25 protein-coding genes and 1 other annotated feature (1 of these 26 running past the window's edge) are annotated in these 21325 nt (G+C 54.8%); of the genes, 15 read left to right on the forward strand and 10 right to left on the reverse strand.

Going from position 1 to position 21325, the window contains the following annotated elements; all coding sequences use genetic code 11:
* Positions 1 to 216: a binding site (T-box leader), on the forward strand (it extends 32 nt beyond the left edge of the window).
* A gap of 56 nt (positions 217 to 272) precedes the next feature.
* Positions 273 to 1613 (forward strand): sodium-dependent transporter, encoded by a 1341-nt coding sequence (locus EDM57_RS07005; RefSeq protein WP_122904046.1) that lies wholly within the window; start codon positions 273 to 275, stop codon positions 1611 to 1613.
* A gap of 71 nt (positions 1614 to 1684) precedes the next feature.
* Here EDM57_RS07005 and cax read toward each other — a convergent pair whose 3' ends face one another.
* A complete protein-coding gene (gene cax, locus EDM57_RS07010; protein WP_122904047.1) occupies positions 1685 to 2728 on the reverse strand; it encodes a calcium/proton exchanger in 1044 nt (347 codons plus the stop codon).
* A 171-nt stretch (positions 2729 to 2899) separates the two neighbouring features.
* On the opposite strand from cax, the gene EDM57_RS07015 reads away from it, so the two are divergent.
* A complete protein-coding gene (locus EDM57_RS07015; RefSeq protein ID WP_122904048.1) occupies positions 2900 to 3160 on the forward strand; it encodes a hypothetical protein in 261 nt (86 codons plus the stop codon).
* Positions 3161 to 3222: 62 nt separating this feature from the next.
* Here the strand turns inward: EDM57_RS07015 and sleB are convergent, their stop codons facing one another.
* Positions 3223 to 3981, reverse strand: a complete 759-nt coding sequence (gene sleB / locus EDM57_RS07020) for a spore cortex-lytic enzyme (protein WP_122904049.1) — start codon at positions 3979 to 3981, stop codon at positions 3223 to 3225.
* 151 nt (positions 3982 to 4132) lie between these two features.
* Here sleB and EDM57_RS07025 point away from each other — a divergent pair, with 151 nt between their 5' ends.
* Together EDM57_RS07025 and EDM57_RS07030 are read left to right on the forward strand one after the other, a co-directional pair.
* Complete coding sequence (locus tag EDM57_RS07025; protein WP_122904050.1) at positions 4133 to 5761, forward strand: thiamine pyrophosphate-binding protein; 1629 nt, start codon at positions 4133 to 4135, stop codon at positions 5759 to 5761.
* 72 nt (positions 5762 to 5833) lie between these two features.
* Positions 5834 to 6169, forward strand: a complete 336-nt coding sequence (locus tag EDM57_RS07030) for an Asp23/Gls24 family envelope stress response protein (RefSeq protein WP_122904051.1) — start codon at positions 5834 to 5836, stop codon at positions 6167 to 6169.
* Positions 6170 to 6226: 57 nt separating this feature from the next.
* On the opposite strand, the gene ftsW is transcribed toward EDM57_RS07030, so the two are convergent.
* Positions 6227 to 7396 carry a putative lipid II flippase FtsW gene (gene ftsW, locus EDM57_RS07035; RefSeq protein ID WP_122904052.1) on the reverse strand — a complete coding sequence of 390 codons (1170 nt, stop codon included), beginning with the start codon at positions 7394 to 7396 and terminating at the stop codon, positions 6227 to 6229.
* Positions 7397 to 7466: 70 nt separating this feature from the next.
* Positions 7467 to 7811 carry a YugN family protein gene (locus EDM57_RS07040; RefSeq protein ID WP_122904053.1) on the reverse strand — a complete coding sequence of 115 codons (345 nt, stop codon included), beginning with the start codon at positions 7809 to 7811 and terminating at the stop codon, positions 7467 to 7469.
* Between the two features lie 176 nt (positions 7812 to 7987).
* Here EDM57_RS07040 and EDM57_RS07045 point away from each other — a divergent pair, with 176 nt between their 5' ends.
* From EDM57_RS07045 to EDM57_RS07070, 6 genes are all read left to right on the forward strand, one after another.
* The gene (locus tag EDM57_RS07045; RefSeq protein WP_122904054.1) at positions 7988 to 8428 is read left to right on the forward strand and encodes a CBS domain-containing protein; all 441 of its coding nucleotides are present in this window, start codon (positions 7988 to 7990) and stop codon (positions 8426 to 8428) included.
* A gap of 134 nt (positions 8429 to 8562) precedes the next feature.
* Positions 8563 to 9615, forward strand: coding sequence for a MerR family transcriptional regulator (locus EDM57_RS07050; protein WP_122904055.1), 1053 nt, complete (start codon positions 8563 to 8565; stop codon positions 9613 to 9615).
* Positions 9616 to 9969: 354 nt separating this feature from the next.
* Entirely contained in the window at positions 9970 to 10698 is a 729-nt protein-coding gene (locus EDM57_RS07055) for a thermonuclease family protein (protein WP_122904056.1), read from the forward strand.
* A 186-nt stretch (positions 10699 to 10884) separates the two neighbouring features.
* Positions 10885 to 11121, forward strand: coding sequence for a spore coat associated protein CotJA (locus tag EDM57_RS07060; protein ID WP_122904057.1), 237 nt, complete (start codon positions 10885 to 10887; stop codon positions 11119 to 11121).
* Positions 11111 to 11380, forward strand: coding sequence for a spore coat protein CotJB (locus tag EDM57_RS07065; protein WP_122904058.1), 270 nt, complete (start codon positions 11111 to 11113; stop codon positions 11378 to 11380). The genes EDM57_RS07060 and EDM57_RS07065 overlap by 11 nt, the downstream gene beginning before the upstream one ends.
* 14 nt (positions 11381 to 11394) lie before the next feature.
* Entirely contained in the window at positions 11395 to 11964 is a 570-nt protein-coding gene (locus tag EDM57_RS07070; RefSeq protein WP_122904059.1) for a manganese catalase family protein, read from the forward strand.
* A gap of 53 nt (positions 11965 to 12017) precedes the next feature.
* Here EDM57_RS07070 and EDM57_RS07075 read toward each other — a convergent pair whose 3' ends face one another.
* Positions 12018 to 13685, reverse strand: coding sequence for a ribonuclease J (locus EDM57_RS07075; protein ID WP_122904060.1), 1668 nt, complete (start codon positions 13683 to 13685; stop codon positions 12018 to 12020).
* Between the two features lie 167 nt (positions 13686 to 13852).
* Here EDM57_RS07075 and EDM57_RS07080 point away from each other — a divergent pair, with 167 nt between their 5' ends.
* On the forward strand, positions 13853 to 14272 hold the full coding sequence (locus EDM57_RS07080; RefSeq protein WP_122904061.1) for a hypothetical protein: 420 nt from the start codon (positions 13853 to 13855) through the stop codon (positions 14270 to 14272).
* 97 nt (positions 14273 to 14369) lie between these two features.
* Here the strand turns inward: EDM57_RS07080 and EDM57_RS07085 are convergent, their stop codons facing one another.
* Entirely contained in the window at positions 14370 to 14696 is a 327-nt protein-coding gene (locus EDM57_RS07085) for a protease complex subunit PrcB family protein (RefSeq protein ID WP_246005761.1), read from the reverse strand.
* Positions 14697 to 14754: 58 nt separating this feature from the next.
* Here EDM57_RS07085 and EDM57_RS07090 point away from each other — a divergent pair, with 58 nt between their 5' ends.
* Together EDM57_RS07090 and EDM57_RS07095 are read left to right on the forward strand one after the other, a co-directional pair.
* The gene (locus tag EDM57_RS07090) at positions 14755 to 16785 is read left to right on the forward strand and encodes a hypothetical protein (RefSeq protein ID WP_246005762.1); all 2031 of its coding nucleotides are present in this window, start codon (positions 14755 to 14757) and stop codon (positions 16783 to 16785) included.
* Between the two features lie 72 nt (positions 16786 to 16857).
* Complete coding sequence (locus tag EDM57_RS07095; RefSeq protein WP_122904064.1) at positions 16858 to 17313, forward strand: YlbF/YmcA family competence regulator; 456 nt, start codon at positions 16858 to 16860, stop codon at positions 17311 to 17313.
* 14 nt (positions 17314 to 17327) lie between these two features.
* Here EDM57_RS07095 and EDM57_RS07100 read toward each other — a convergent pair whose 3' ends face one another.
* Positions 17328 to 17657 (reverse strand): hypothetical protein, encoded by a 330-nt coding sequence (locus EDM57_RS07100; protein ID WP_122904065.1) that lies wholly within the window; start codon positions 17655 to 17657, stop codon positions 17328 to 17330.
* Positions 17658 to 17735: 78 nt separating this feature from the next.
* Between EDM57_RS07100 and EDM57_RS07105 the strand changes: the two genes are divergently transcribed.
* Positions 17736 to 18080, forward strand: coding sequence for a YlbG family protein (locus EDM57_RS07105; RefSeq protein ID WP_122904066.1), 345 nt, complete (start codon positions 17736 to 17738; stop codon positions 18078 to 18080).
* 159 nt (positions 18081 to 18239) lie between these two features.
* Positions 18240 to 19004 carry a LamB/YcsF family protein gene (locus EDM57_RS07110; protein ID WP_122904067.1) on the forward strand — a complete coding sequence of 255 codons (765 nt, stop codon included), beginning with the start codon at positions 18240 to 18242 and terminating at the stop codon, positions 19002 to 19004.
* Positions 19005 to 19067: 63 nt separating this feature from the next.
* On the opposite strand, the gene EDM57_RS07115 is transcribed toward EDM57_RS07110, so the two are convergent.
* From EDM57_RS07115 to modA, 3 genes are read right to left on the reverse strand one after another with little or no spacing between them, the layout of a single operon-like run.
* Positions 19068 to 19730, reverse strand: a complete 663-nt coding sequence (locus tag EDM57_RS07115) for an ATP-binding cassette domain-containing protein (RefSeq protein WP_122904068.1) — start codon at positions 19728 to 19730, stop codon at positions 19068 to 19070.
* Between the two features lie 16 nt (positions 19731 to 19746).
* Positions 19747 to 20430, reverse strand: a complete 684-nt coding sequence (modB, locus tag EDM57_RS07120; RefSeq protein ID WP_122904069.1) for a molybdate ABC transporter permease subunit — start codon at positions 20428 to 20430, stop codon at positions 19747 to 19749.
* 22 nt (positions 20431 to 20452) lie between these two features.
* Positions 20453 to 21244, reverse strand: a complete 792-nt coding sequence (gene modA / locus EDM57_RS07125) for a molybdate ABC transporter substrate-binding protein (RefSeq protein WP_122904070.1) — start codon at positions 21242 to 21244, stop codon at positions 20453 to 20455.
* Positions 21245 to 21325 lie beyond the last annotated feature (81 nt).

The raw sequence follows: 21325 nt of genomic DNA on the forward strand, positions 1-21325 counted from the left end.
TATGCTGCCTGACAGGGAAGTGCTGCCATAGACTGAGAGCAGCCGCAGGTGAGCCTTCGTAGAATTCCCTCTGGAGCTGACCTCTGAACGCAAGGCGCCGCAAGTAGGAGAGTCCGGGTCATACCCGTTACCAATGACGAGGAGAGACATGTCTTTGCAAAAAAGGCGATGTCTAACTAGGGTGGTACCGCGAGAAACAAACAACTCGTCCCTTTTGGGGGGCGAGTTTTTCTTGTTTAAAGCACAATATGTAACGTTAGGAGTGAATGTGGATGAAAAATCAAGCAGAACAGTGGACGAGCCGACTGGGCTTTATTTTGGCTGCAGCAGGCTCCGCCATTGGCTTGGGAGCGATCTGGAAATTTCCGTATATGGTAGGGACGAGCGGGGGCGGCGCGTTTTTTTGCCTGTTCCTGATCTTTACGCTCGTCATCGGGTTGCCGCTGTTGCTTGGCGAGTTTACGATAGGCCGCAGCACGCAAAAGGAAGCGATCAGCGCCTATCGCGCGATTGCACCGGGGACGATGTGGCATTGGGTCGGCCGGCTTGGCGTCGTGACCTGCTTTTTGCTCCTGTCCTTTTACAGTGTAGTAGGAGGCTGGATTCTCACCTACCTGGTGCATGGCTTGTCAGGGCAACTGTTGGGGGGCCAGTATGAGCAGCTTTTCGGCGAGATCATCTCGGCTCCGGTGGGCGCCGTTGCTGCGCAGTTTGTGTTCATGCTGATTACGGCCTGGGTGGTAGCCCGCGGTGTGCAGAGCGGGATCGAGTCGGCCAACAAATATATGATGCCGGCCTTGTTTATTTTGTTCCTCGTCCTGATGGTTCGCTCTCTGACATTGCCGGGGGCGATGGAAGGCGTTTCGTTTTTCCTCCGTCCTGACTTTTCCAAGCTGAGTGCCGAAGCGATCCTGTACGCGCTGGGCCAGTCGTTTTTCTCGCTCAGTGTCGGCGTATCGGTGATGGTGACGTACAGCTCGTATTTGGCGAAAAACGAAAGCCTGGTGCGTTCCGCAGGCTCGATTGTCAGCCTGAACCTGCTCGTTTCCCTGTTCGCCGGACTGGCGATTTTCCCGGCCGTCTTCTCGTTCGGCCTGGAGCCTACGGCTGGCCCTGGCCTGCTGTTTATCGTGCTGCCTTCTGTCTTTGAAAAGATTGCGCTGGGCGGGTTTTTCCTGTTCATTTTCCTGGCCTTGTTCCTGTTTGCCACGTTGACTTCCGCTTTTTCCATGCTGGAGATCATCGTCGCTTCCCTGGCAAAAGGGGAGGAAGACAAAAGAAAGCGTCTGTCCTGGATGATCGGTTTCTTCATTTTCCTGGTCGGCGTGCCGTCTGCTCTCTCGTTTGGCGTCTTAAGCGATGTGACGGTGTTTGGGAAGTCGATCTTCGACGCATTCGATTTCCTCGTCAGCAACATTCTGTTGCCGCTCGGCGCTTTGCTGATTGCCATTTTTGTGCCGCTGAAAATGAAAAGAGAGGTGCTGATGGAAGAGCTGCGCGCCAACCAGTCGCCGCTCGGCAAGCGTCTGTTCGTCATCTGGCTCTTGCTGCTCAAATACGTGTCGCCTCTGGCGATTGTGCTTGTCTTCATGCAGATGCTCGGCATCTGGTAGCAACAAAAAAGGAGTGCCACGGCAACGGCTGCCGCAGCACTCCTTTTCCCTTTTTCCCAAAACACCTTCTCTCAGGCGAAGAAGAAGGCGGTTCCGAGAATGATGTAGACGGTCAGCAAAAGAACGCCTTCAAACCAGTTGGTGGCACCGTCCTTGGTAATGGAAATCGTAATGAAGGTCGCAACGCCGATCGCAGCCAATTCAAATGGCGTGAACACGATGTCCATCGGATTGCCGAGCAGCAGGCTGACCAGGACGAGTGTGGGCGCAACGAACAGGGCAATCTGCAAGCTAGAGCCGATGGCGATCTCGACGGCAGCTCCGATGCGTCCTTTCATGGCGAGCAGGAGCGCAGCACTGTGTTCCGCGGCGTTCCCGATGATGGCGATGACGAACGCACCGACGAACAGCTCCGACCAGCCGAGCGAGTGCGACACATGCTGAACGCCGTGGACGAGCCATTCCGATACGACCGCCACAAACACGGTGGAGACAGCGAGCATCACAATCGATACGCCTTTGGACCAGACTGCTTCGCTTTCATGCGGCTCGATGTCGGACAAAAAGTCGCTGTGCGTAATCATGGAGAAAATCAGCCAAAGGATGTAGGCGACGATCAGCAATATCGCGATGACGATGCTCAGCGTCTCAATTTTGACGGGCGCAAGCTCCCGCATGAAAACAGCAGGAATAAACAGCGCGACAATCGCCAGCGTCATCAGCGAGGCATTGTGACCAGCGAGCCTGCTGTTGAAGTTTTGCTCCTTGTACTTCAGTCCGCCCAACAGCACGCTTAACCCGAGCACCAGCAGCATGTTGCCGATAATCGCTCCGGTGATCGACGCCTTGACCATGTCGAACAACCCTTCCTTGACGAGGAAAAAGGCGATAATCAGCTCGGCGGCGTTGCCAAAGGTGGCATTTAAAAAGCCGCCAATCCGGTCTCCGGCATAGTGGGCCACGCTTTCCGTCGATTTGCCGAGCCAGGCTGCGAGAAAGATGATCGCCAGGGCCGATGTGGCAAATTGGAAGAATTCGTTATCGGTAAAGTAGTGCGCAAAAGCCGCCAGGAGCACAGACGCCCCGACGAGAGAAAAAAAGAGTCGTAAATTCATCCGATCACCTCAAATGGCAAATAATCATTCCTTACCTACCTATTGAATCATACCAACAAACCCTTCCTTTTTGTACCAAAAAGTTGGCGCTCGCCGCGAAACCAGGACGCAGGTATAGAGTTCCTCCCCAGGCAAAAACTAAACGGTGAAAGAAGACAGGGAGGTGCTTTTATGACCAAGCCTTTGTTGTGTCCCACCTGCAAGTCCAACCGGATGCGTTTTACCGTCATTGAGCAAGTTCCGCGCTACATACGGCTTGACCCGCAAACGGGAGAAGTCGTCCAGCAGCTGCAAAGCGACGAACTGGATGTGTTTCACCAGCCGTACAAGGGCGAATCGTACATGATTCAATGCGGGGTATGCGGCACGACGGAATCGGAAGAACGGTTCGTCAAAATGGCGCAGCTTATGCAATCCCAGCGTCCTATCTGACAGGAAAACGGAAACAGGCACGCAGTCCGCTCGACTGTTGTGCCTGTTCTTTTTTGCCCAGCTTATCGGCAGAAAATATGTCGGCCGATCTTTTTGATTTGCGGACGACTCCAGATCCAGCCGGATGTAGCCGTATCCGGGTTGAAGTAGTAGATCGCCCCTCCGGTCGGGTCCCAGCCTTTCAAGGCGTCGTTGACCGCCTTTTTGGACTGCTCGTTTGGCTCCAGCCAAATTTGCCCGTCTGCAACAGCGGTAAAAGCACGTGGTTCGAAGATCACCCCTGCGGGCGTGTTCGGGAAGGCAGGGTTTTTCGTCCGGTTCAAAATGACCGCGGCAACCGCTACTTGCCCGATGTACGGTTCGCCACGGGCTTCCCCGTATACCGCGTTTGCCATCAACTTGATGTCGTTAGCCGACACGTTGGCGGTGTGGTACGTTTGTTTGTTCGCTTTGTCCGGCGCGGGTGTGCTGGGAGCGGATGGCGACACGCCGAGGTCTGCGGCAGTCGGCTTGTAGTTTTTCGTGGCATTGTAGAGCTTCACTTTCGTTTTTGCTCCGAGCACGCCGTCTACAGGCAGCCCGAACTCGTACTGAAAGTTGCGCAGCGCCCAGTACGAACGCCAGCCGAAGATCCCGTCAACGGGTCCGGTATAAAATCCAAGATGTTTCAGGCGGTACTGCATTTCACGGACGTCGCTCCCCTCTGCGCCCACCTTGACGATCTGTTGACTGAAAGCATCGGAGCGCATGGGAGAAATCACGATCGCGGTAACAAGCGCGATTGCTGTCAGTGCGATCAGCCATTTCACAGGCTGTTTCATTTTTTCCCCTCCTTAGAAGAAGTGCTAATCAGCTGCTGGTAATGGTTAGGTTCTCCAACTTTCCACACAACGTCCTAGTAAAATGTTGGAGATTGCGCACACTACCATTGACTTTTTCATGTCTACAGACAAAAAAAGGGAGGACGACAAGATGATCGTGGCGCAATATTTGACGAAGCAACTGGCTGCGTGGGGGGTCAAACGCATCTATGGCGTGGCAGGGGATGGCATTTTTGCCTGGTTGGACGCATTGGGGAAACAGACGGAGATTCAGTACATATCATGCCGACACGAAGCAGCGGCAGCCATGATGGCAAGCGCAGAAGCGAAGCTGACGGGCAAGCCGGGCGTGTGCACAGCGACGATGGGACCCGGCTTCGTCAACTTGCTGAACGGGCTGGCGGATGCGCATACAGACCGCGCTCCCGTCATCGCCATTACGGGACAGGTCGAGACGCGCAAGCTGGGCGGCACCTACAAGCAGTTTGTCGCCCAGGAAGACATGATCCGTCCGATCAGCGTCTACCAGGCGACGGTTAGCCACCCGGATGCCGTGGGAGAGGTTTTGCATCGCGCTTTTGTGTCGGCTGCCCAGCAAAAAGGAGTGGCGCATCTGGCGATTTGCAAGGATGTGTTTGCCCAAAAAACAAAAGCGGGGGTGCTTCCGCAGATGCCGCGCATCCCGCGCGTTCTCGGCGACCGGATGGAAATCGAATCCGCTGCCGAGCAAATCATGCGTGCCAAAGCGCCGCTGATCCTGATGGGCACGGGAGCGCGTCCCGCAGCAGCTATGTGTTTGCGGCTCGCGGAGCAGTTGGGCGCGGGAATTTTGCTGTCGCTGGGGGCAAAAGGGGCCATCGACGAGTCGCATCGGCTGGTGCTCGGCGGCCTGGGCGAAGGCGGCAGCGAAGCAGCCCTGCAAGCGCTGGAGAAGGCCGACTTGCTCGTCATTTTGGGCGCAAGCTGGTTTCCGCAGGAGTTCATTCCGAAGCAGTTGCCGATCATTCAGGTCGATCATGCTGCCGCGTCCATGCATGCCCATGCGCGGCTTTTGCCTGTCACGGCCGATCTGCTGGATGTATTGCCGTTGTGGAGTCAGCGTTTAAAGGCGCAGACGCCAGGCGATGCCTGGGAGAAGAGCGTAGAGAGCTGGCATGCCCGGTTTTTGGCGGAACCTGCGAAGAGCAGTCAGTCCCAGTCGCTTGAAGAAGCAGTGAGGCCGGAAGTGTTGATGCACACATTAGGTCAGGCAGTGGCCGACGATGCCATCGTGGTTCTCGATACGGGCGAGCACACGATCTGGTTCAATCGCGTGTTTCGCGCAAGCAGGCAATGGCCGCTCTTTTCCGGGAAGTGGCGCACGATGGGCTTCGCCCTGCCAGCCGCGATTAGTGCCAAGCTCGCTTTTCCTGACAGGCAAGTGGTCTGCGTAACAGGTGACGGCGGCCTGCAAATGAGTCTCGCAGAACTGATGACAGCAGCCGAACATCAGGCAGCGATTACGATTGTGGTCGTAAACAACCGGACGCTGGGGCTGGAAGAGCTGAAAATGAAGCAGGAAGGGTTTCAGCCGTTTGGCGTGCATCTGCACAACCCGGATTTTGCGCTGTGGGCCAAGGCGTGCGGGGCAGATTCCCACGTGGTGCGTGCGGAATCGGCTTTGGAGCCTGTCTTGCGGCAAGCACTCACGGGCAATCGTTTGACATTGCTAGACATCCATTGTACCGCTCCGACATTAATCGAGAGAAAAAAACAAATTCCCTTCCAAGCCCAAGCATGAGTTGTTTATAATGAAAGAAAACTCAGATAAAAGGGGGACAGACAGGATACGGTCGAAGAGGAGGGAACCCTGATGGCGGAAAGACTTGGTGAGATCAGAGTAGCCGATCAAGTGATTGCGGTCATTGCAGCTGTCGCCGTGGAGGAAGTGCCGGAGGTTGCCGTGCGCTCGGGTGGGCTGTATCAGGACTTGGCGAAAAAGCTGAACGGCGGGGCAAAGGGCATCACGGTAGCGATCACAGAGGGCAGAGTCGTCGTCGACATGCGTGTATCCGTGCGCTACGGAACGCCAATTCATCGCGTGTGCCACCTGCTTCAGGAAAAGGTGAAGGAAGCCGTCGAAAACATGACCGGACTGTATGTAGAAGCGGTCAACGTGCGAGTAGAGACAATTGATCTTGGCAAATGAAAACGACCTGCGCAAACGGCAGGCCGTTTTTTTGTCCGGTGAGTGCAAAGCGATCCATTACATGGAGTACGGCTGCTTTTTGAGCTGCTCCTCCAGCTTTTGACGGCTGACCTCGCGCGATACACTGAGTAAAAAGCCTGTGGAGATCAGACAGACAAGCAGGGAAGAACCGCCGTAGCTGATGAACGGAAGGGGTACGCCCGTCAGCGGAATCAGTCCTGTAACGCCGCCGATGTTCAAGATTGCTTGCAGGCCAATCATGCTGACGACCCCGATTCCCGCCAGACTGGCAAACGTGTCCTTGACGCGCAGACAGATATGGATGCCGCGCAACAGGAACAGCAGGTAGACCAGCAGGAACAGGCTTGCCCCGATAAATCCGAGTTCCTCCGTAATGATGGAGAAAATAAAGTCGGTATGCATCTCGGGCAAGTACAAATACTTTTGAATACTTTTCCCGAAGCCCGTCCCGGAAAATCCTCCGTGGGCGATGGCAATCCACGACTGAATGATGTTGTATCCGCTTCCGCTCGGATCATTCCACGGATTGAGGTAGGAGTCGATGCGGCTCAAGGCATGCGGCTTCAATGCGATATAGCCGAGGAAAGCGATGGTCACGACCGGACCGCCAAGGCCAATCAGGTGACGGAGTTTCGCACCGCCGCAGATCATCACGATCAAGGCGCTCCCGAGCAGAATGGCAGCAGACCCAAGGTCGGGCTGCACCACAATCAGGAGAAAGAACAAACCGGTAACCATGAGCGGGGGAAGCAAGCCTGACTTTAGCTTGCGCACTCCCTCTCCTTTTTTCGCCATGATCGCTGCCAGGTACAAAATCAGGCCAAGCTTGGCAAACTCTGCGGGCTGCAGACTGGCTGAGCCGATTTTGAACCACGAACGCGCTCCTTTCGTGTAATCGCCGATTCCCGGAATCAACACGAGCACAAGCATGATGAAGCTTCCTAACGCAATCAGCAAAAAATTGCGCTTGTAAAAGGAGAAGGGAATATTCATGGCGACCAGCATGCAGACGATTCCGATCAGCAGGAAGCGGATTTGCCGCTTCACGAAATAGAGCTCGTCCCCGTTGCAATAGGAGCAACCATTGCTGGTGAAGCTGGTCAGGGCGAAAATGGAGCTTGCGCTAAGCACCATGGTAATACCAAACCCGACAATCAGGGCGGTCAAAAACAGGAGCAGGAAGTCAGGTACGCCCCTAGTCTTCACGGTAATACCCCCTTCTACGTGAAACAGAGAGGGGATGCCTCTCTGTAACGCAGTACGTTCTCATTTGGAATTAGTGCGAGGACAGCTTTTCTCCGAGCATCTGCAGCTTGAGCTTTGCTGTTTTCACAACGGATTCCGGCATTGGATAGTCGTAATCCAGTCCGTGCGGGAAAAGGTGTTTGCCCATGTACGGATCTTCCAGCTTCAGGACAGCATGGGAGTCTTCCAGCTTGCCTTCGATCACGTTCGCTTGAATGCGAAGGTAGAAAACGTTTCCTTTATCTTGGATTTTATAATCGTATGTAGCGTGATTGTAATCCCAGGCGCCACGATCAAAGCCAAGCTCGCTCATGTAATGCTCCAGATCGGCGAAAAAGACCTCTTTCGTGCTAAGCCCAGTGTCCTTGATAACCATTGTTTTTCCTCCTACAACTGGTGAGATTTTCACTTATTAATGATAGTCTGTTTTTGGTAGAAGCGCAATGCATAACTCCATTTCGCTTGCGATCTTATCATGCCCTTTCCTCACGAATGAAAACATGGCAGACCGGACACACTACAATCGTTCATCAGGAAAAGGAGGAAAAGAAAATGGCCAAAGTGGAAAACCGCACCCTGCGCGAGATTATGACCAAAGATGTCGCAACGGTGACGCTTAAGGATAACGTCTACGAAGTCGCTTGCAAAATGCGTGACTGGAACGTCGGAGTCATTCCGGTCGTCAATGAAAAGAACGATGTGATCGGGATCATCACCGACCGGGATATTGTCATTCGCGGACTTGCGGAAAAACATGAAGGTTCTACGGCAACCGAAGTGGTCATGACAAAAGACATCATTCTCGGTCGACCGGACATGACTGTCGATGAAGCGGCGAAGATCATGGCCCAGCACCAGATCCGTCGCCTGCCTGTTGTGGAAAATGGCAAACTGGTCGGGATTGTCGCCCTCGCTGACATGGCGATCCGCCAGGTGCACCACGACGAGGCGAGCGATGCGCTCCAGGAGATTTCCGAGCCAGCCCGCCACTAACGCTTGCCCAACTGAAAAGTACGCAGGAAAAGCTGCCCAAAAGCGCGACGGGCAGCTTTTTCCTTTTTTCTCTGTACATTGACGCAACGGGAAGGTATATGATACCGATAAGAAGTTGACAGGGAGAGACACGCATGCTGATTAAGGATATGGCGCAAAGACTGCAAATTACGCCGAGAGCCATTCGCTATTATGAAGAAAAGGGGCTGATAAAGCCGGAGAAGGCAGATGAATCCGGGTATCGCCAGTTTACGGAAGAAGATGTCTGGCGGCTGCAGACGATCATTACGCTGCGCGAGGTCGGTATGTCGATTGACGATATTCGTGAGTTGCTCGCGCAGATGCAGGAGCACGAAGACACCTTGCTGCATTACCTGGAGTTGCAGCGCTCCTTCATGTACACGAGATGGGTGGAGATGGCCAAGGTCATCCAGACGACGGAGGCGATGATCGAGCGCATCGGCAACAGCCAGACGATCGACCCTGGTGAGCTGTACGAGCTGGCAGAAGCGAACAAACGGCTGCGGCAAACCCGCGACAACTGGGTGGATCGCTGGAATTTCAACCAGATTGCAGACGACTACGACGAGTGGGTGCAGCGGCAGTCAGAATGCCCGAATGCCGCGCATCAATCGTATGGGCAGGTGCTGGATGAAGTCGTCGCCGCGCTTGGCCCCGTAAAAGGCGAAAGCGGGCTGGACGCCGGCACTGGCACGGGCAACCTCGCGAGCCGTCTCGTCTCTCAGGGGGCAATCATGAGCGGCTTCGACCAGTCGCCGCAAATGCTGAAACGCTGCCGGAGCAAACTGCCGGGGATGGAGACGAAGCTGGGCACCTTTTTTGCCTTTCCCTTTCTGGAGGATCGCTTTGATTTTGTAGCGACGAGCTATGCGCTGCACCATCTCGACGACGACCAGAAGCTGCTCGCTCTGGCTGAATGCCGCCGGGTGCTGAAGCCCGGAGGACGTCTGGTGATTGCGGATTTGATGTTCGAGGACGAAGTCGCAAGACAGGCGCATATCGCCGCGCTTGTCCGGGATGGCAAGGAAGAGACAATCAGGCAAATCGACGACCGTTTTTACGCCGATCGTTCGAGGCTTTTGCGAGAGCTGGTTGCGCTCGGGTTCGCCGTGAAGGCGCGACAGCTTACGACGTACACGCATCTGATTGTCGCCAGGCTGAATTAAAGAACATTCCTGTACTTTGGGCTCTTCCGATGATGGACCTATGCCTAGCCTTTTGCATAGGCTGTAGCGAGAAGGAAAGGAGGACTCCACTATGGGTCTGTTCGATGGCTTTTTTGATCGCGATAACGAGGAGCTGCTGTGGATCATCATCGTCGTGGTCATTTTGCTGTTCTTGTTTAGCGCCGATCGTGACTAAGTCTGGACGTATAGACAAAACGACCTCGTGGAAGGTCGTTTTTTTCGGCTTTGGCGAAACGCCCCAAGGAACTTACTGTCGGCCTATTGACCTTCCCTCTTTCTTTTACTAATCTGATAACCTGAAAGTCAATGCAACGAAGAAGAGGAGAAGAAACCATGAAACGAATCGCACTCGCACCGTACTTGCTCGCTCTGGCGCTTTTGCTGGTCGCCTGCACCGCTTCGGGACAGCCCCAGGCAAACGGGGAAATGACTGCTACGGTCAAACGGGTGGTGGACGGCGATACGTTTGAGCTTGCAAGCGGCGAAAAGGTGAGAATGATTGGAGTCGATACGCCGGAGACGGTCAAGCCTAACCATCCGGTTGAGCCATACGGCAAGGAAGCGAGCAACTACAGCAAAGAGCTTTTGACAGGAAAACAAGTGACACTCAAGTTTGACGTGGAGCCGTACGACAAATACAAGCGGCTGCTCGCTTATGTGTATCTGGAAGACGGGACGTTTGTCAATGAAAAGCTGGTGCGGGATGGCTACGCGCGCATCATGACGATCCCGCCGAATGTCGCCATGGCTGACGTGTTCCTGGCAGCCGAGCGCGAAGCACGTGAAGCCAATCGCGGTCTGTGGGGCCTGGATGCAAACAGCAAGGACACGGGCAAAAAGCAATCTGACAAGGAAGCGGACAAGACAAAAGCAAAGCCCGCCAAATCTGCGGGCAGTGAAACGCCGCCGGAAGGCAAAGCGATCAAAGGCAATATCAACTCCAAAGGTGAAAAAATTTATCACGTCCCCGGCTCGGCCAGCTATGAGCAGACAAAGGCTGAGATGTGGTTCGCAACGGAGGAAGAGGCGCAAGCAGCCGGATTTCGCGCTCCGAAGCGATAAGAGGGTGTCTGGCGGGAAGTCGCGTCCAGACGTGCGCCAGGCATCTAATGGGCCTCTTTTCATCTGCATGTTGGATGAAAAGAGGCTTTCTTTTTTTTTCATGCGGACACTTATCACGCTTGCTGGGTGGGCGGCATATGGTATCCATGACGAACGAGAAATATGAACATGGAGGAGGCTTTCTGTTTGAACGCGCAAACACGTACCTGGTTTCCTTATGTCAGCCCATTCGATCCTTGTCCGCCGATCCGGGTAAAAACATACGTGGTTCCTCCGAACTTGTTTATCACCTTCCAGCGTCCCGACCTGCCTCAGTATTCCCCGGCCGAGGCATTGCGGGCAGGCACATTGTGGCCGTCCCTGTACGGTCCGTACAATCCGCAGCAAGATTACACAGGAAGAGAGGGTTCCCATGGCATCTGAACATCAGCGAGGCAAAGAGTATTACGCACTGTTAGAGCAATTGCAGGCGATTGATTTTGCCCTGGTTGAGCTCAATCTGTATCTGGATACGCATCCAACCGATAGCAACGCCATTGAGCAATTCAACGATCTGACAGAAAAGCGCTGGGCCTTGGCAAATGAGTACGAAAAGCATTACGGCCCCTTGCAAAATCTCGGGCGGAGTTATTCCGGATACCCGTGGCAGTGGAACGACGAGCCTTGGCCATGGCAAGTGTGAGGGGGAAGTAGACGATGTGGATATATGAGAAAAAGCTGCAATACCCGGTCCGTGTAAGCAAGTGCGATGTGAAAATGGCCAAATACTTGATTGAGCAATACGGCGGTGCCGATGGCGAGCTGTCAGCGGCCCTCCGCTACATGAACCAGCGTTACACGATTCCGAACAAAGTCATTGGGCTTTTGACAGACATTGCGACCGAAGAGTTTGCCCATCTGGAAATGATCGCGACGATGGTTTACAAACTGACAAAGGACGCGACGGTCGAAGAGTTGGAGGAAGCAGGGCTTGGCGGGCATTACGCCAACCATGACCGGGCGCTTTTTTACCACAATGCGGAAGGGGTGCCGTGGACAGCAGCCTATATTGCCGCCAAGGGCGATCCGATTGCAGATTTGTATGAGGATATTGCCGCAGAGGAAAAAGCGCGGGCCACGTACCAATGGCTGATTGACATGACGGACGACGTCGACCTGCAGGACAGCCTGAAGTTTTTGCGCGAGCGGGAAATCGTCCACTCGTTGCGCTTCCGGGAAGCGGTGGAAATTTTGAAGGAAGATCAGGGCCGCAAGACGATTTTTTAACGGGCCGCCCATCCTTTCAAGCAAAAAGAGAGCCTTGGCGCTCTCTTTTTGTGTTACACCTCCATAATGATCGGCAAAATCATCGGCCTGCGCTTTGTTTTCGCGTACAAAAACCGCCCGATTGACTCGCGCAGCGCTTGCTTCAAGCGATTCCACTGGGTGATTCTCTCGCCCTGCAAACCTTCAAGTGCGGCTGCTGCGATCTGTGTCGCCTCGTCAATCAGCCCTTCCGAATCAGGGCCGTAAACAAACCCGCGTGAGATGAGGTCAGGACCGGAAATGATTTTGCCGTCTGTTTTGTCGCGCGTAACGACCACGACGAGAATGCCGTCCTCAGACAGATGCTTGCGGTCGCGCAAAATGACTGTGCCGACGTCGCCGATGCCAAAGCCGTCAACCAGCGTATTTCCGGCCTGAATGGTTCGTTCCTGTACGGCGGCGCCATCCTTGAAGTCCACCACGTCGCCGTTATTGATGAGAAAAATCGCGTCCGGCTCCATGCCGAGTTGTTCGGCAAGCAGACGGTGCTGGTGCAGCATCCGGTACTCGCCGTGTATCGGGATGAAAAATTTCGGCTTCATCAACGTCAGCATCAGCTTCAGTTCTTCCTGGCTGCCGTGGCCGGAGACGTGCATGCCCGTGCCCGAGCCATAGATTACGTGTGCCCCGAGAATGAACAAATTGTCGACGATCCGCGCTACATTTCGCTCATTGCCGGGAATCGGCGAGGCGCTGAGGATAACCGTGTCGCCCGCCTCTACCTTGATGCTGCGAAATCCTCCTGTCGATAACCGGGCCAAAGCGGCCATCGGCTCCCCCTGGCTTCCCGTGCACAAAATGGCGACGCGTTCCGGCGGAAGTTCGTTTGCTTCTTCTGTATCGACCAGCATGCCTTCCGGAATGTGCAGATAGCCTTGCTCCTGGGCGATCCGGACGACGTTGACCATGCTGCGTCCAAGCAGCACCAGGACGCGGTTGTTCAGATGGGCAGCATCAATGACCTGTTGCAGCCGATACACATTGGAGGCGAAGGTGGAGACGAAAATTTTCCGTTTGGCCCGGGCAAACGCCTCGCGCAGATGGTCGCCGACCAGCTTTTCCGAAGGAGTGAAGCCAGGGCGCTCGGCATTCGTGCTTTCCGACAGCAGGACGAGCACGCCGCTTTGCCCGATCGCGGCCATTTTGTGCAAATCGGGCGTCTGTTTGTGAACGGGGGTCAAATCAAACTTGAAATCCCCGGTATGTACCACTTTGCCTTCCGGTGTATCGAAAACGACGCCAAGGCAATCAGGAATGCTGTGGTTCGTCTGAAAAAAGCTGGCCGTCATCGCGCCGAGGGCGATCCTGGAGTTGCGGTCGATTTGCACAAGCTCTGCCTGCTGCAGCAAGCCGTGCTCTTTCAGCTTGATTTCAATCAGCCCGAGTGTCAGGCGCGTGCCGTAGACGGGGACGTTCAGTTGCTTGAGAAAATACGGGATGCCCCCGATGTGGTCCTCGTGCCCGTGTGTGACGATCAGGGCGCGTACTTTGTCGCGGTTTTCCAGCAAATAGGTAATGTCGGGTATGATTAAGTCAATACCCAAAAAGCTCTCATCGGGAAACTTGGAGCCGCAGTCGATCAGGACAATGTCGTCGCCATACTGAATGCCGTACATGTTTTTGCCGATTTCATAGACGCCTCCCAGCGCAAAGATGGAAAGCGTGCCGTTTTGTGTGCTCATCACGAACCGATGACCTCCCGCAAACCATGTGGTATATGGGTTACTTTTTGCGCGGGAAGGAAGGATTATGTATGGACACCAGGCGGGGAGCCTTGCAGCAGCGTGAATGAGAACGGGAGCAATCGGGCACAATGTGGGATGACTGAATTTGGAAAGGAGCCGTCCCGGTGAAAACCAAACGATTGCTATTCCGTTTGTTCCTGCTGATCGCGATTGCTGCGGTTGTCGAGTGGTTCGTCTACTCCAAGGACGATGCGCAGACGAACGTAGCTGTCGAACAGGCAGAGGCGCATCAGGAAGCGCCTACACTCAAAGTCACGTACTTGCTTGAGCAGGATGACCTGCAGCTCAAGCTGGCCGTGACGAACTTCCAGTTTTCCCTGGAAAACATGGGGAAGGAAAACAAGCACGGCGAAGGTCACGTTCACCTGTACCTGGATGGGAAAAAGATCGCAAAAGTGTTTGAACCAACCTATGTCGTAAAAGACATACCGAGTGGCAAGCACGAGATCACGGTTGAGCTGGCTCACAATAACCATGAATCATACGGGGTATCCGAGCGCTTCAGCATCGAGGTCAATCCTTGATTGTTGTCAAATTCGATTGGATTCCATAGAAAAAGCCGACAGGGAAGCGCCATTGGCTGGCACTCGCCATGTCGGCTTTTATCGTGTACAAAAACGGCTAGCGTATCTGCACGCTCACTTTTGCCTGCTGGTCTGGCAAGGCGATGACGAGCGTCGGGTACGAAATTGCTTGTGTTTTCAATGCGCCCGGAGCAGGCGGCTGCACATGGACGCGAACGGTAAAGGCGTGCGGGCCTGTCCGTTTGACCTGATCGGTGACAATGCGATAACCGCCGGTCGGTTTTTGTCCGGCGCCAATCACCACATACGCTTTGCCGTTGGCGCGCACGACGGTATGTCCGCCGCTTTTTCGCACTTTTTTCAGCGCTTCTGTGACCGCAGGCGGATACGGAGCGGCGACAGCCTCGTATGGAACAGCCTCCACAGCGGACGGGGCCACCTCTTTTCCTGCGGGCGCAGATGCGGTAGGATGTGGTAGAGACATGGACGAAGCGCCAGTGACACAGAGCGAAGCAGCGAGCAACAAGCCAGGGAATATATTCATCATCATTCTCCCTCCATTTGGCAAAAGTAATCGTGATGAGATCATAAAAACTGAGGTGACAGGAGTGCGTGTGAAGGATTCGCTGGAATACCTGTCCGATGCAACGCGACAAGCGATTCTGAACGAACAACAAAAGCGGTTTTGCATGGAACAAGAAGAGCAGGATCTGGCGTCCAGGCTGGCGGATTCCCGCTTTTTGCAGCAGGTGTGGGCACAGGCGGATGAGCTGGAACGAACGGTCATCAAGCTGTTCATTACCAAGGCGGCGAGAGGTTTTTTCAGCAAGCGTTCCTGGGAACGCGAAACGGCAAAAGAGCACAGGCACTTGTCCGTCGGGCTGACGAAGCTACGCCGACTGGGACTGATTTTGACTGTACGCAAAATGTGGAGTGAAATCGGCTATGTGATGCCGCAGGAAGTTCGTGAGCAGTTGACGCTGCAACTGCTGCCGGACGTATCCAGGGCGTATGTTTCCTTGCCCAAAACGCTCCCTTATTATATATCAGCCGGCAGGGGGATACATCTGGATCTTTTTGGGCTTCTGTTGTACATCCGGGACAATCAGGTGCCTGTGACGCAAAAAGGAAGCATTCACCGCCGCGTCATGCAAAAAATGGTTCCCTTGCTGTCGATCACAGATGAACATGTGCAGGGCGTTACCCTTTCCCCGCTGGACAAAGAGCCAAGGGAAGGGCTTGCGCTGACAATCGTTCTCGACCTCGCGTTTCGGCTCGGGCTTGTGGTGCGCGAGGAAAAGAGCATGGTGACGGATTCCTTGCAGATCAAGCGCTGGCTGAACAAGTCGGCGCCGGAGCGGTGGGAGGAGCTGTATCAGCTCGTTTGTGAGCAGCTTTTGCCGCACGGAGATTGGTGGGATGCGTTTGCCCAGATGATGAGACAGGTTCCACTCGATCAATGGTGTTGTGTTGACAGCCAATTGCGCATGCTAGAGACAGCGGGCTTTGCCTTGCCGCAAGAGGCGGACAGGCTGCTTGTGGAGCAGTGGCTTCACGTGCTGCTCGGGCTTGGGTGGGTGCAACTGGGAGCAGATGAGCAAAAGCGCCTTTTCTGGCGGTGGAACAGCTTGCCGCACCTGACTCAGGAGGAAGGCTGGTTTGTGGATCCGACGGGAGCGCTTACGATTCCGCCGCTCGTCCCGTTGCGGGATGTGTGGGAGATCAGCGAGTTTTGCCAGCTGCGTTTTGACGGCGAGCTCATTCGCGGCGAACTGCAGGCGAGGCTGCTGCAACAGTATTTGGCTTCCGGCGGCAGCGAAGAGCTGGTCGTAGAAAAGCTGCGCGTCGGCTGCGCCCATCCATTGCCGGAGAGCCTTATGGAAATCATCGGGCATTGGGCCAAGACGGCGACGCAAATACAGTTGGAGCCGTTTTTCCGCGTCAGGACCGCACATGCCGGATTTGTTGAGGAATGGCGGCAAATTCCCGACTTTCAGCCCTTTTTGCAGCATGTGCTTTCGCCGACGGAGTTTTTCATCCCGCTCGCGCAAAAAAGGCAGCTGGTCGAGCTGCTCCGGCATTACGGCTACGAGCCGCATGTGCTCATGCACACGGAGTCTGCAAAAGTGCAGGAAACGAACGAGGACGAGCGCCAGTCCGGCAGAGGGCTGCTTGTCATTGAGCGTCCGTGGGACGGGTACGCGATCGAAAATACGTTTCCTGCACAGAGCGAGGCCATGCCGCAATTGGCGACGCTTCCGAAGATGTGGACGCAGCACTTCCAATCGTATCATCCGCAGTCGCTGCGCGATTTGCTGAAACGGGCGGCCGAACTTCAACTGGAGGTGGATGTTCAGCTCACAAACCAGGACAAGCTGCGCGGCCTGCCCGTCGACGTCAAGCTGGAAATGGGCTACTGGCTCGTCACCATCAGCGGGCCGCATGGAAAGCGCCCCTACAGGCTTGACGAGATCAGCCGAGTGCGCATTGTCGTGCCTGACTATCTGTACTAAGGGTGTGGATCGTGGTACAATCAGGGAGGACTAAAAGCTTTATGCCTTTAGTGTGAAAGGGGGTCTCGCTCTATGGAAGCAGTAGAGACTGTAGACATGGCACAGCTGATTATGGAGTCGCACGAGCTGTCCACGATGATTAACCAGTCGCGCGAGGTCTTGGAATACCTGGAGGCCAAGCGGCGAATGGAGGCAGATGAGGAAGTGCAGCGCCTCCTGTTGCTGTTCGAAAAGAAAAAAGAACAGTACGAGGATGTCCAACGGTTCGGGAAGTACCATCCCGATTACAACCATATATCAAAAGAAGTTCGCGAACTGAAGCGGACGATCGAGCTGCGGGATTCCGTGCAAGCCTTCAAGCGGGCAGAGGACGCGCTCGATGAGCTGCTCTACCAGGTCAGCAAAACGATCGCCCATTCTGTCTCCGACACGATCAAGGTGCCGAGCAACAATCCGTTTCTCGAAGTGCAAGGAAGCGGCTGCGGCACGGGCGGAAGCTGCGGGTGCAGTGTGAAAAAGTCGTCCTGATCCGCAAGCGAGCCCTAGCTTTGCGGCGGCGATTTTTCCCGCAAGAGAAAACAGTCTTCGCACAGGTTGCCGCAGCAAAACTGCTTTTCACTGGGGACCAGAAAGCGAAAGCGGTACACGTGCTGGTCGTCGGCGGAGCGAACGTAAATGCATTCGGGTTTTAGCCTGGTATGGGTGGTCAGCCGCTCTCCCGTTTCCACGAGCCGTTCGGTCAGGATGGAAGCGGGGAGCGTGCTGCTTACATAAAAGAAGCGTTGGCCGGCGTGGGTGCGCCAACCGCTTTTTGTCACGATGCCTTCCTGGTGCAAAGCATTCTCGAAGCGTCGGTAAAATGTAGCCAGCATGAATGACCACAGTTCCTTTCTGTAACAGGCTTATACAGGTGATTATACCATGATGGGAAAGGAGACAAACGGCTTACAATGAGAGAACGACGTTTGGGAGTTGCCGTATGGGTAAAAAACACGCGCGCGGCCAAAAATTTACGCAAATTTGGCACCATTCATTACATCTCCAAACGGTTAAATTACGTGTCGATGTACGTTGATGCGAACGCTTTCGATGAAACGATCCGCATCATGGAGAAGCTGCATTTCGTGACCAAAATCGAGCGTTCCCATCGTCACGAAATTCCGGTGGAGTACAACAACGCAAGACCGGACAAGGCGAAAGAGTACGACTACAAGCAGGAAAAAAATCAAGTGATGGCGCTGGCAGAAACACTGATGGCAGAAGAGAGCAGTCCAGCGACTGTAGGTTCGACGTAATTTGTTCACCAAGCTGCCAGTTTTCGGCAGCTTTTTTCCTTTTGCTCAGTCACCGTACATGGTATGCTAGAGAAAGGAAAACATCAGAAACAATGCCAATGATTGCGTTTTCAGCAAGCGTACATAGATGCATGAGAGGAAAGGTGGGGGAATACATACATGATTCATCTGGACATTAACTGCGACATGGCCGAGGGCTACAGCAGGGGACGACAATCAGAGGACTTGGGGATTATGAAATGGATCACCTCCGTCAACATTGCTTGCGGCATGCACGCAGGTGATCCGCATCTCATCTGCAGAACGATTGAAGCGGCACTCAAGCACGACGTAAAAATCGGAGCGCACCCCGGTTATCCGGATGTGCAAGGCTTCGGGCGGCGCTCGATGAACTTGTCCGTCAACGAGGTGTATGAGCTGGTGCTGTATCAGGTGGCGGCGCTGTCCGGCATGACGCGGGCGCTCGGCGGCGAACTGCACCATGTCAAGTTGCACGGAGCGCTGTACAACGAAGCGGCGGAGCGGCCGGAGCTTGCCGAGGCGGTGGTACAGGCGGTAGCCGACATCGACGAAGAGCTGATCCTGTACGCTCTGTCCGGCAGCAAGCTGGTCGAGGCGGGACTGGAGCACGGGCTGCAGGTGGCCGAGGAAGTGTTTGCCGATCGGGCGTACTTGCCGAATGGGCGTCTGGCACCCCGGGAGCTGGAGGGCAGTGTGCTCATCAGCAAGGAAGAACAGATGGAGCAGACGCGCCAGCTCGTCCTGAAGCAACGGGTCAAGACCGTGAACGGCCAACACATCGAGCTTGCGGCCGATACGCTTTGCGTTCATCACGAAAGTCACGATATTTTGCAGTTTTTGGGTGAACTGCACAAGTGGGCGAAGCAAAACGACGTGAAGATCGAGCCGATCAGCGCGCGCTAAGCTTGCCGCAGAACAGGGAATCCGCATGAAAAAGCCATACGGCAACGTCAAAATCCGAGTTAGTCAGGATGAGGACGTCGTTGTATGGCTTTTTGGTTTGTCGCCGTCGACAAGATTGCCGTTTTCCAGAAGCAGAATCGTATCTCCCAGCCTTTCCGCTTCTTCCCGGTCGTGGGTGACAAGCAGAAACGGAATGCGCCACATGTCATGGAGCCGGAGCAGCTCATCCTGGCACTGTCTGCGCGTATCCGCGTCCAGCGCGGAGAGCGGTTCGTCCAGAAGCAAAAGATCCGGCTCGGTGGCCAGGGCGCGGACGAGGGCGACCCGCTGCTTTTGTCCGCCGGATAGCTGATGCGGGTACTTTTCCAGCAGGTGAACGATTCCGACTGTGGACAACAGCGGCTCCAGATGCAGCGCGTTGCCCGTCTTCAAACCGTAGCGGATGTTTTGGCCGACCGTCATGTGCGGAAACAGCGCGTACTCCTGAAACAGGTAGCCGACATTGCGCTTTTGCACGGGGAGCGGTTTTTGCCCCTGCCTGTAAAACGTTCTGCCATTCAGTACAATTTCCCCCTCGTCAGGATGGACGAGTCCGGCTATACAGTTCAGGATGGTCGTTTTCCCCGAGCCGGATGGACCGAAGAGGACGACAATCTCCTGCCCGGTGGAAAAGGAGACGTCGAGCAAAAAATCGGGCAAACGTTTTTGAATCGTAACCGAGAGCATGCTGACTTCCCCTCCCTTACTTTTGATTGGCGTAGCTGCGTACATTGCGGCGAGTCCACCAGTTGAGCCAGAGCGTGGTGCCCATCCCGAGCGACACGATGATGACGACCCAAAACAGCGCTTTTTCCATTTGCCCGGCCTCTACGGCAAAGTAGATGGCGACAGGGATGGTGTCGGTTTTTCCGGGTATGTAGCCGGCGAGCATCAGCGTGGCGCCAAACTCACCCAAACCGCGGGCAAAGGACAGGACAAGCCCTGCCAACAGCCCCGGCCAGGCAAGCGGAAAAGCAACCGTCCAGAACACCCGCCATTCGGAAGCCCCCATCGTCCGTGCGGCATTTTCCAGGCGGCGATCCACTCCGCTGAAAGCGGCGACGGCGCTCTGGTACATCAGCGGAAACGAGACGACGATGGAAGCGATGACAGCGCCCGTCAGCGTGAAAATGACCTGGATGTCAAACCATTGGGCGAGCAGTTGGCCCAAAAAGCCGTTTTTTCCGAACAAGAGCAGCAAGCCGAAGCCAACGACAGTCGGCGGCAGGACGAGCGGGAGCAGGAAAAACGACTCCAGCACGTTTTTGCCCCAAAACTCCTTTTGCGTCATCCAGCGCGCGCCGAGCATGCCGAGTACAAACACAAAGGAGGTGGATAGCGCAGCCACCTTCAAGGAGAGCATCAACGGTGTCAAACTGGTTTCCATCACGCTAGCCACCTCCCCATTCTTATTGGAATCCGTACTTCTGTAAGATCGCTTTTCCTTTGTCGGTTGTCAAGTAGGCAAGGAAAGCTTTTGCCGCATCCGGATGCTTCGAGTTGCTGACGACCGCACCCGGATAAACGATCGGCTTGTGCCACTCCGGGCTGGCTGTCGCGAGCACCTTCACTTCTTTGGAGATCGCGGCATCGCTGGAATAGACGATACCGACATCGGCGTTGCCTGACTCGACGAAGGTCAGCACCTGGCGAACGTCACTGGCAAAAACCATCCGGCCAGACAAGGTATCCCACAGCTTGAGCGTATCGAGCGTTTCTTTTGCATAGCGGCCAGCGGGCACGGTTTTTGGCTCACCGACTGCGATGTACTTGATTTCCGGTTTGTCCAGGTCTGCAAAGGAAGGGATGGCGAGCGTACTGTCTTTGCCCGCGATGAGCACGAGCGCGTTTCCAGTAAAATCCTGGCGCGTCTCTTTGACGATCAACTGCTTCTCTTCCAGCCCGTCCATGTCCTTTTGGCTGGCAGACAGGAAGACGTCGGAAGGGGCGCCTTGCGCAATCTGGGTAGCCAGTTTTCCCGAGCTGCCGAAGATGAAAGTGAGGGTCGTTTCGGGATATTCTGCCTCAAAAGACGCTTTCAGCTCGTTCAAGGCGTCAGTCAAGCTTGCCGCTGCGGAAACCATCAGCTTGGTCTTTTCTGTCCGGGCAGATTCAGTTGCCTGCGGAGTTGTCTGTGCCGTCGAGCATGCTCCGAGCAACAGGGTGAATGCTGCGCATAAGGCCAGCCATCGTTTTTTCATCAGATTGCCCTCCACTCGTTATATTTAATTATAATTAGTTATATCTGGATATAATGAATTATAGTATTTTATTGCGAATTA

This window comes from Brevibacillus gelatini (assembly GCF_003710935.1).
Taxonomy (GTDB): domain Bacteria; phylum Bacillota; class Bacilli; order Brevibacillales; family Brevibacillaceae; genus Brevibacillus; species Brevibacillus gelatini.

Excerpts from the sequence above, each read along its gene's own strand:
- EDM57_RS07055 (WP_122904056.1), top strand. The coding sequence starts at position 9,970 with ATGAAACGAATCGCACTCGCACCGTACTTGCTCGCTCTGGCGCTTTTG.
- EDM57_RS07090 (WP_246005762.1), top strand. The coding sequence starts at position 14,755 with ATGGACGAAGCGCCAGTGACACAGAGCGAAGCAGCGAGCAACAAGCCA.
- EDM57_RS07025 (WP_122904050.1), top strand. The coding sequence starts at position 4,133 with ATGATCGTGGCGCAATATTTGACGAAGCAACTGGCTGCGTGGGGGGTC.
- modB (WP_122904069.1), bottom strand. The coding sequence starts at position 20,430 with ATGGAAACCAGTTTGACACCGTTGATGCTCTCCTTGAAGGTGGCTGCG.
- EDM57_RS07105 (WP_122904066.1), top strand. The coding sequence starts at position 17,736 with ATGAGAGAACGACGTTTGGGAGTTGCCGTATGGGTAAAAAACACGCGC.
- EDM57_RS07075 (WP_122904060.1), bottom strand. The coding sequence starts at position 13,685 with ATGAGCACACAAAACGGCACGCTTTCCATCTTTGCGCTGGGAGGCGTC.
- EDM57_RS07095 (WP_122904064.1), top strand. The coding sequence starts at position 16,858 with ATGGAAGCAGTAGAGACTGTAGACATGGCACAGCTGATTATGGAGTCG.
- EDM57_RS07030 (WP_122904051.1), top strand. The coding sequence starts at position 5,834 with ATGGCGGAAAGACTTGGTGAGATCAGAGTAGCCGATCAAGTGATTGCG.
- EDM57_RS07015 (WP_122904048.1), top strand. The coding sequence starts at position 2,900 with ATGACCAAGCCTTTGTTGTGTCCCACCTGCAAGTCCAACCGGATGCGT.
- EDM57_RS07065 (WP_122904058.1), top strand. The coding sequence starts at position 11,111 with ATGGCATCTGAACATCAGCGAGGCAAAGAGTATTACGCACTGTTAGAG.
- EDM57_RS07040 (WP_122904053.1), bottom strand. The coding sequence starts at position 7,811 with ATGGTTATCAAGGACACTGGGCTTAGCACGAAAGAGGTCTTTTTCGCC.
- EDM57_RS07070 (WP_122904059.1), top strand. The coding sequence starts at position 11,395 with ATGTGGATATATGAGAAAAAGCTGCAATACCCGGTCCGTGTAAGCAAG.
- cax (WP_122904047.1), bottom strand. The coding sequence starts at position 2,728 with ATGAATTTACGACTCTTTTTTTCTCTCGTCGGGGCGTCTGTGCTCCTG.
- EDM57_RS07115 (WP_122904068.1), bottom strand. The coding sequence starts at position 19,730 with ATGCTCTCGGTTACGATTCAAAAACGTTTGCCCGATTTTTTGCTCGAC.
- EDM57_RS07100 (WP_122904065.1), bottom strand. The coding sequence starts at position 17,657 with ATGCTGGCTACATTTTACCGACGCTTCGAGAATGCTTTGCACCAGGAA.
- EDM57_RS07050 (WP_122904055.1), top strand. The coding sequence starts at position 8,563 with ATGCTGATTAAGGATATGGCGCAAAGACTGCAAATTACGCCGAGAGCC.
- sleB (WP_122904049.1), bottom strand. The coding sequence starts at position 3,981 with ATGAAACAGCCTGTGAAATGGCTGATCGCACTGACAGCAATCGCGCTT.
- EDM57_RS07110 (WP_122904067.1), top strand. The coding sequence starts at position 18,240 with ATGATTCATCTGGACATTAACTGCGACATGGCCGAGGGCTACAGCAGG.
- EDM57_RS07005 (WP_122904046.1), top strand. The coding sequence starts at position 273 with ATGAAAAATCAAGCAGAACAGTGGACGAGCCGACTGGGCTTTATTTTG.
- EDM57_RS07045 (WP_122904054.1), top strand. The coding sequence starts at position 7,988 with ATGGCCAAAGTGGAAAACCGCACCCTGCGCGAGATTATGACCAAAGAT.
- modA (WP_122904070.1), bottom strand. The coding sequence starts at position 21,244 with ATGAAAAAACGATGGCTGGCCTTATGCGCAGCATTCACCCTGTTGCTC.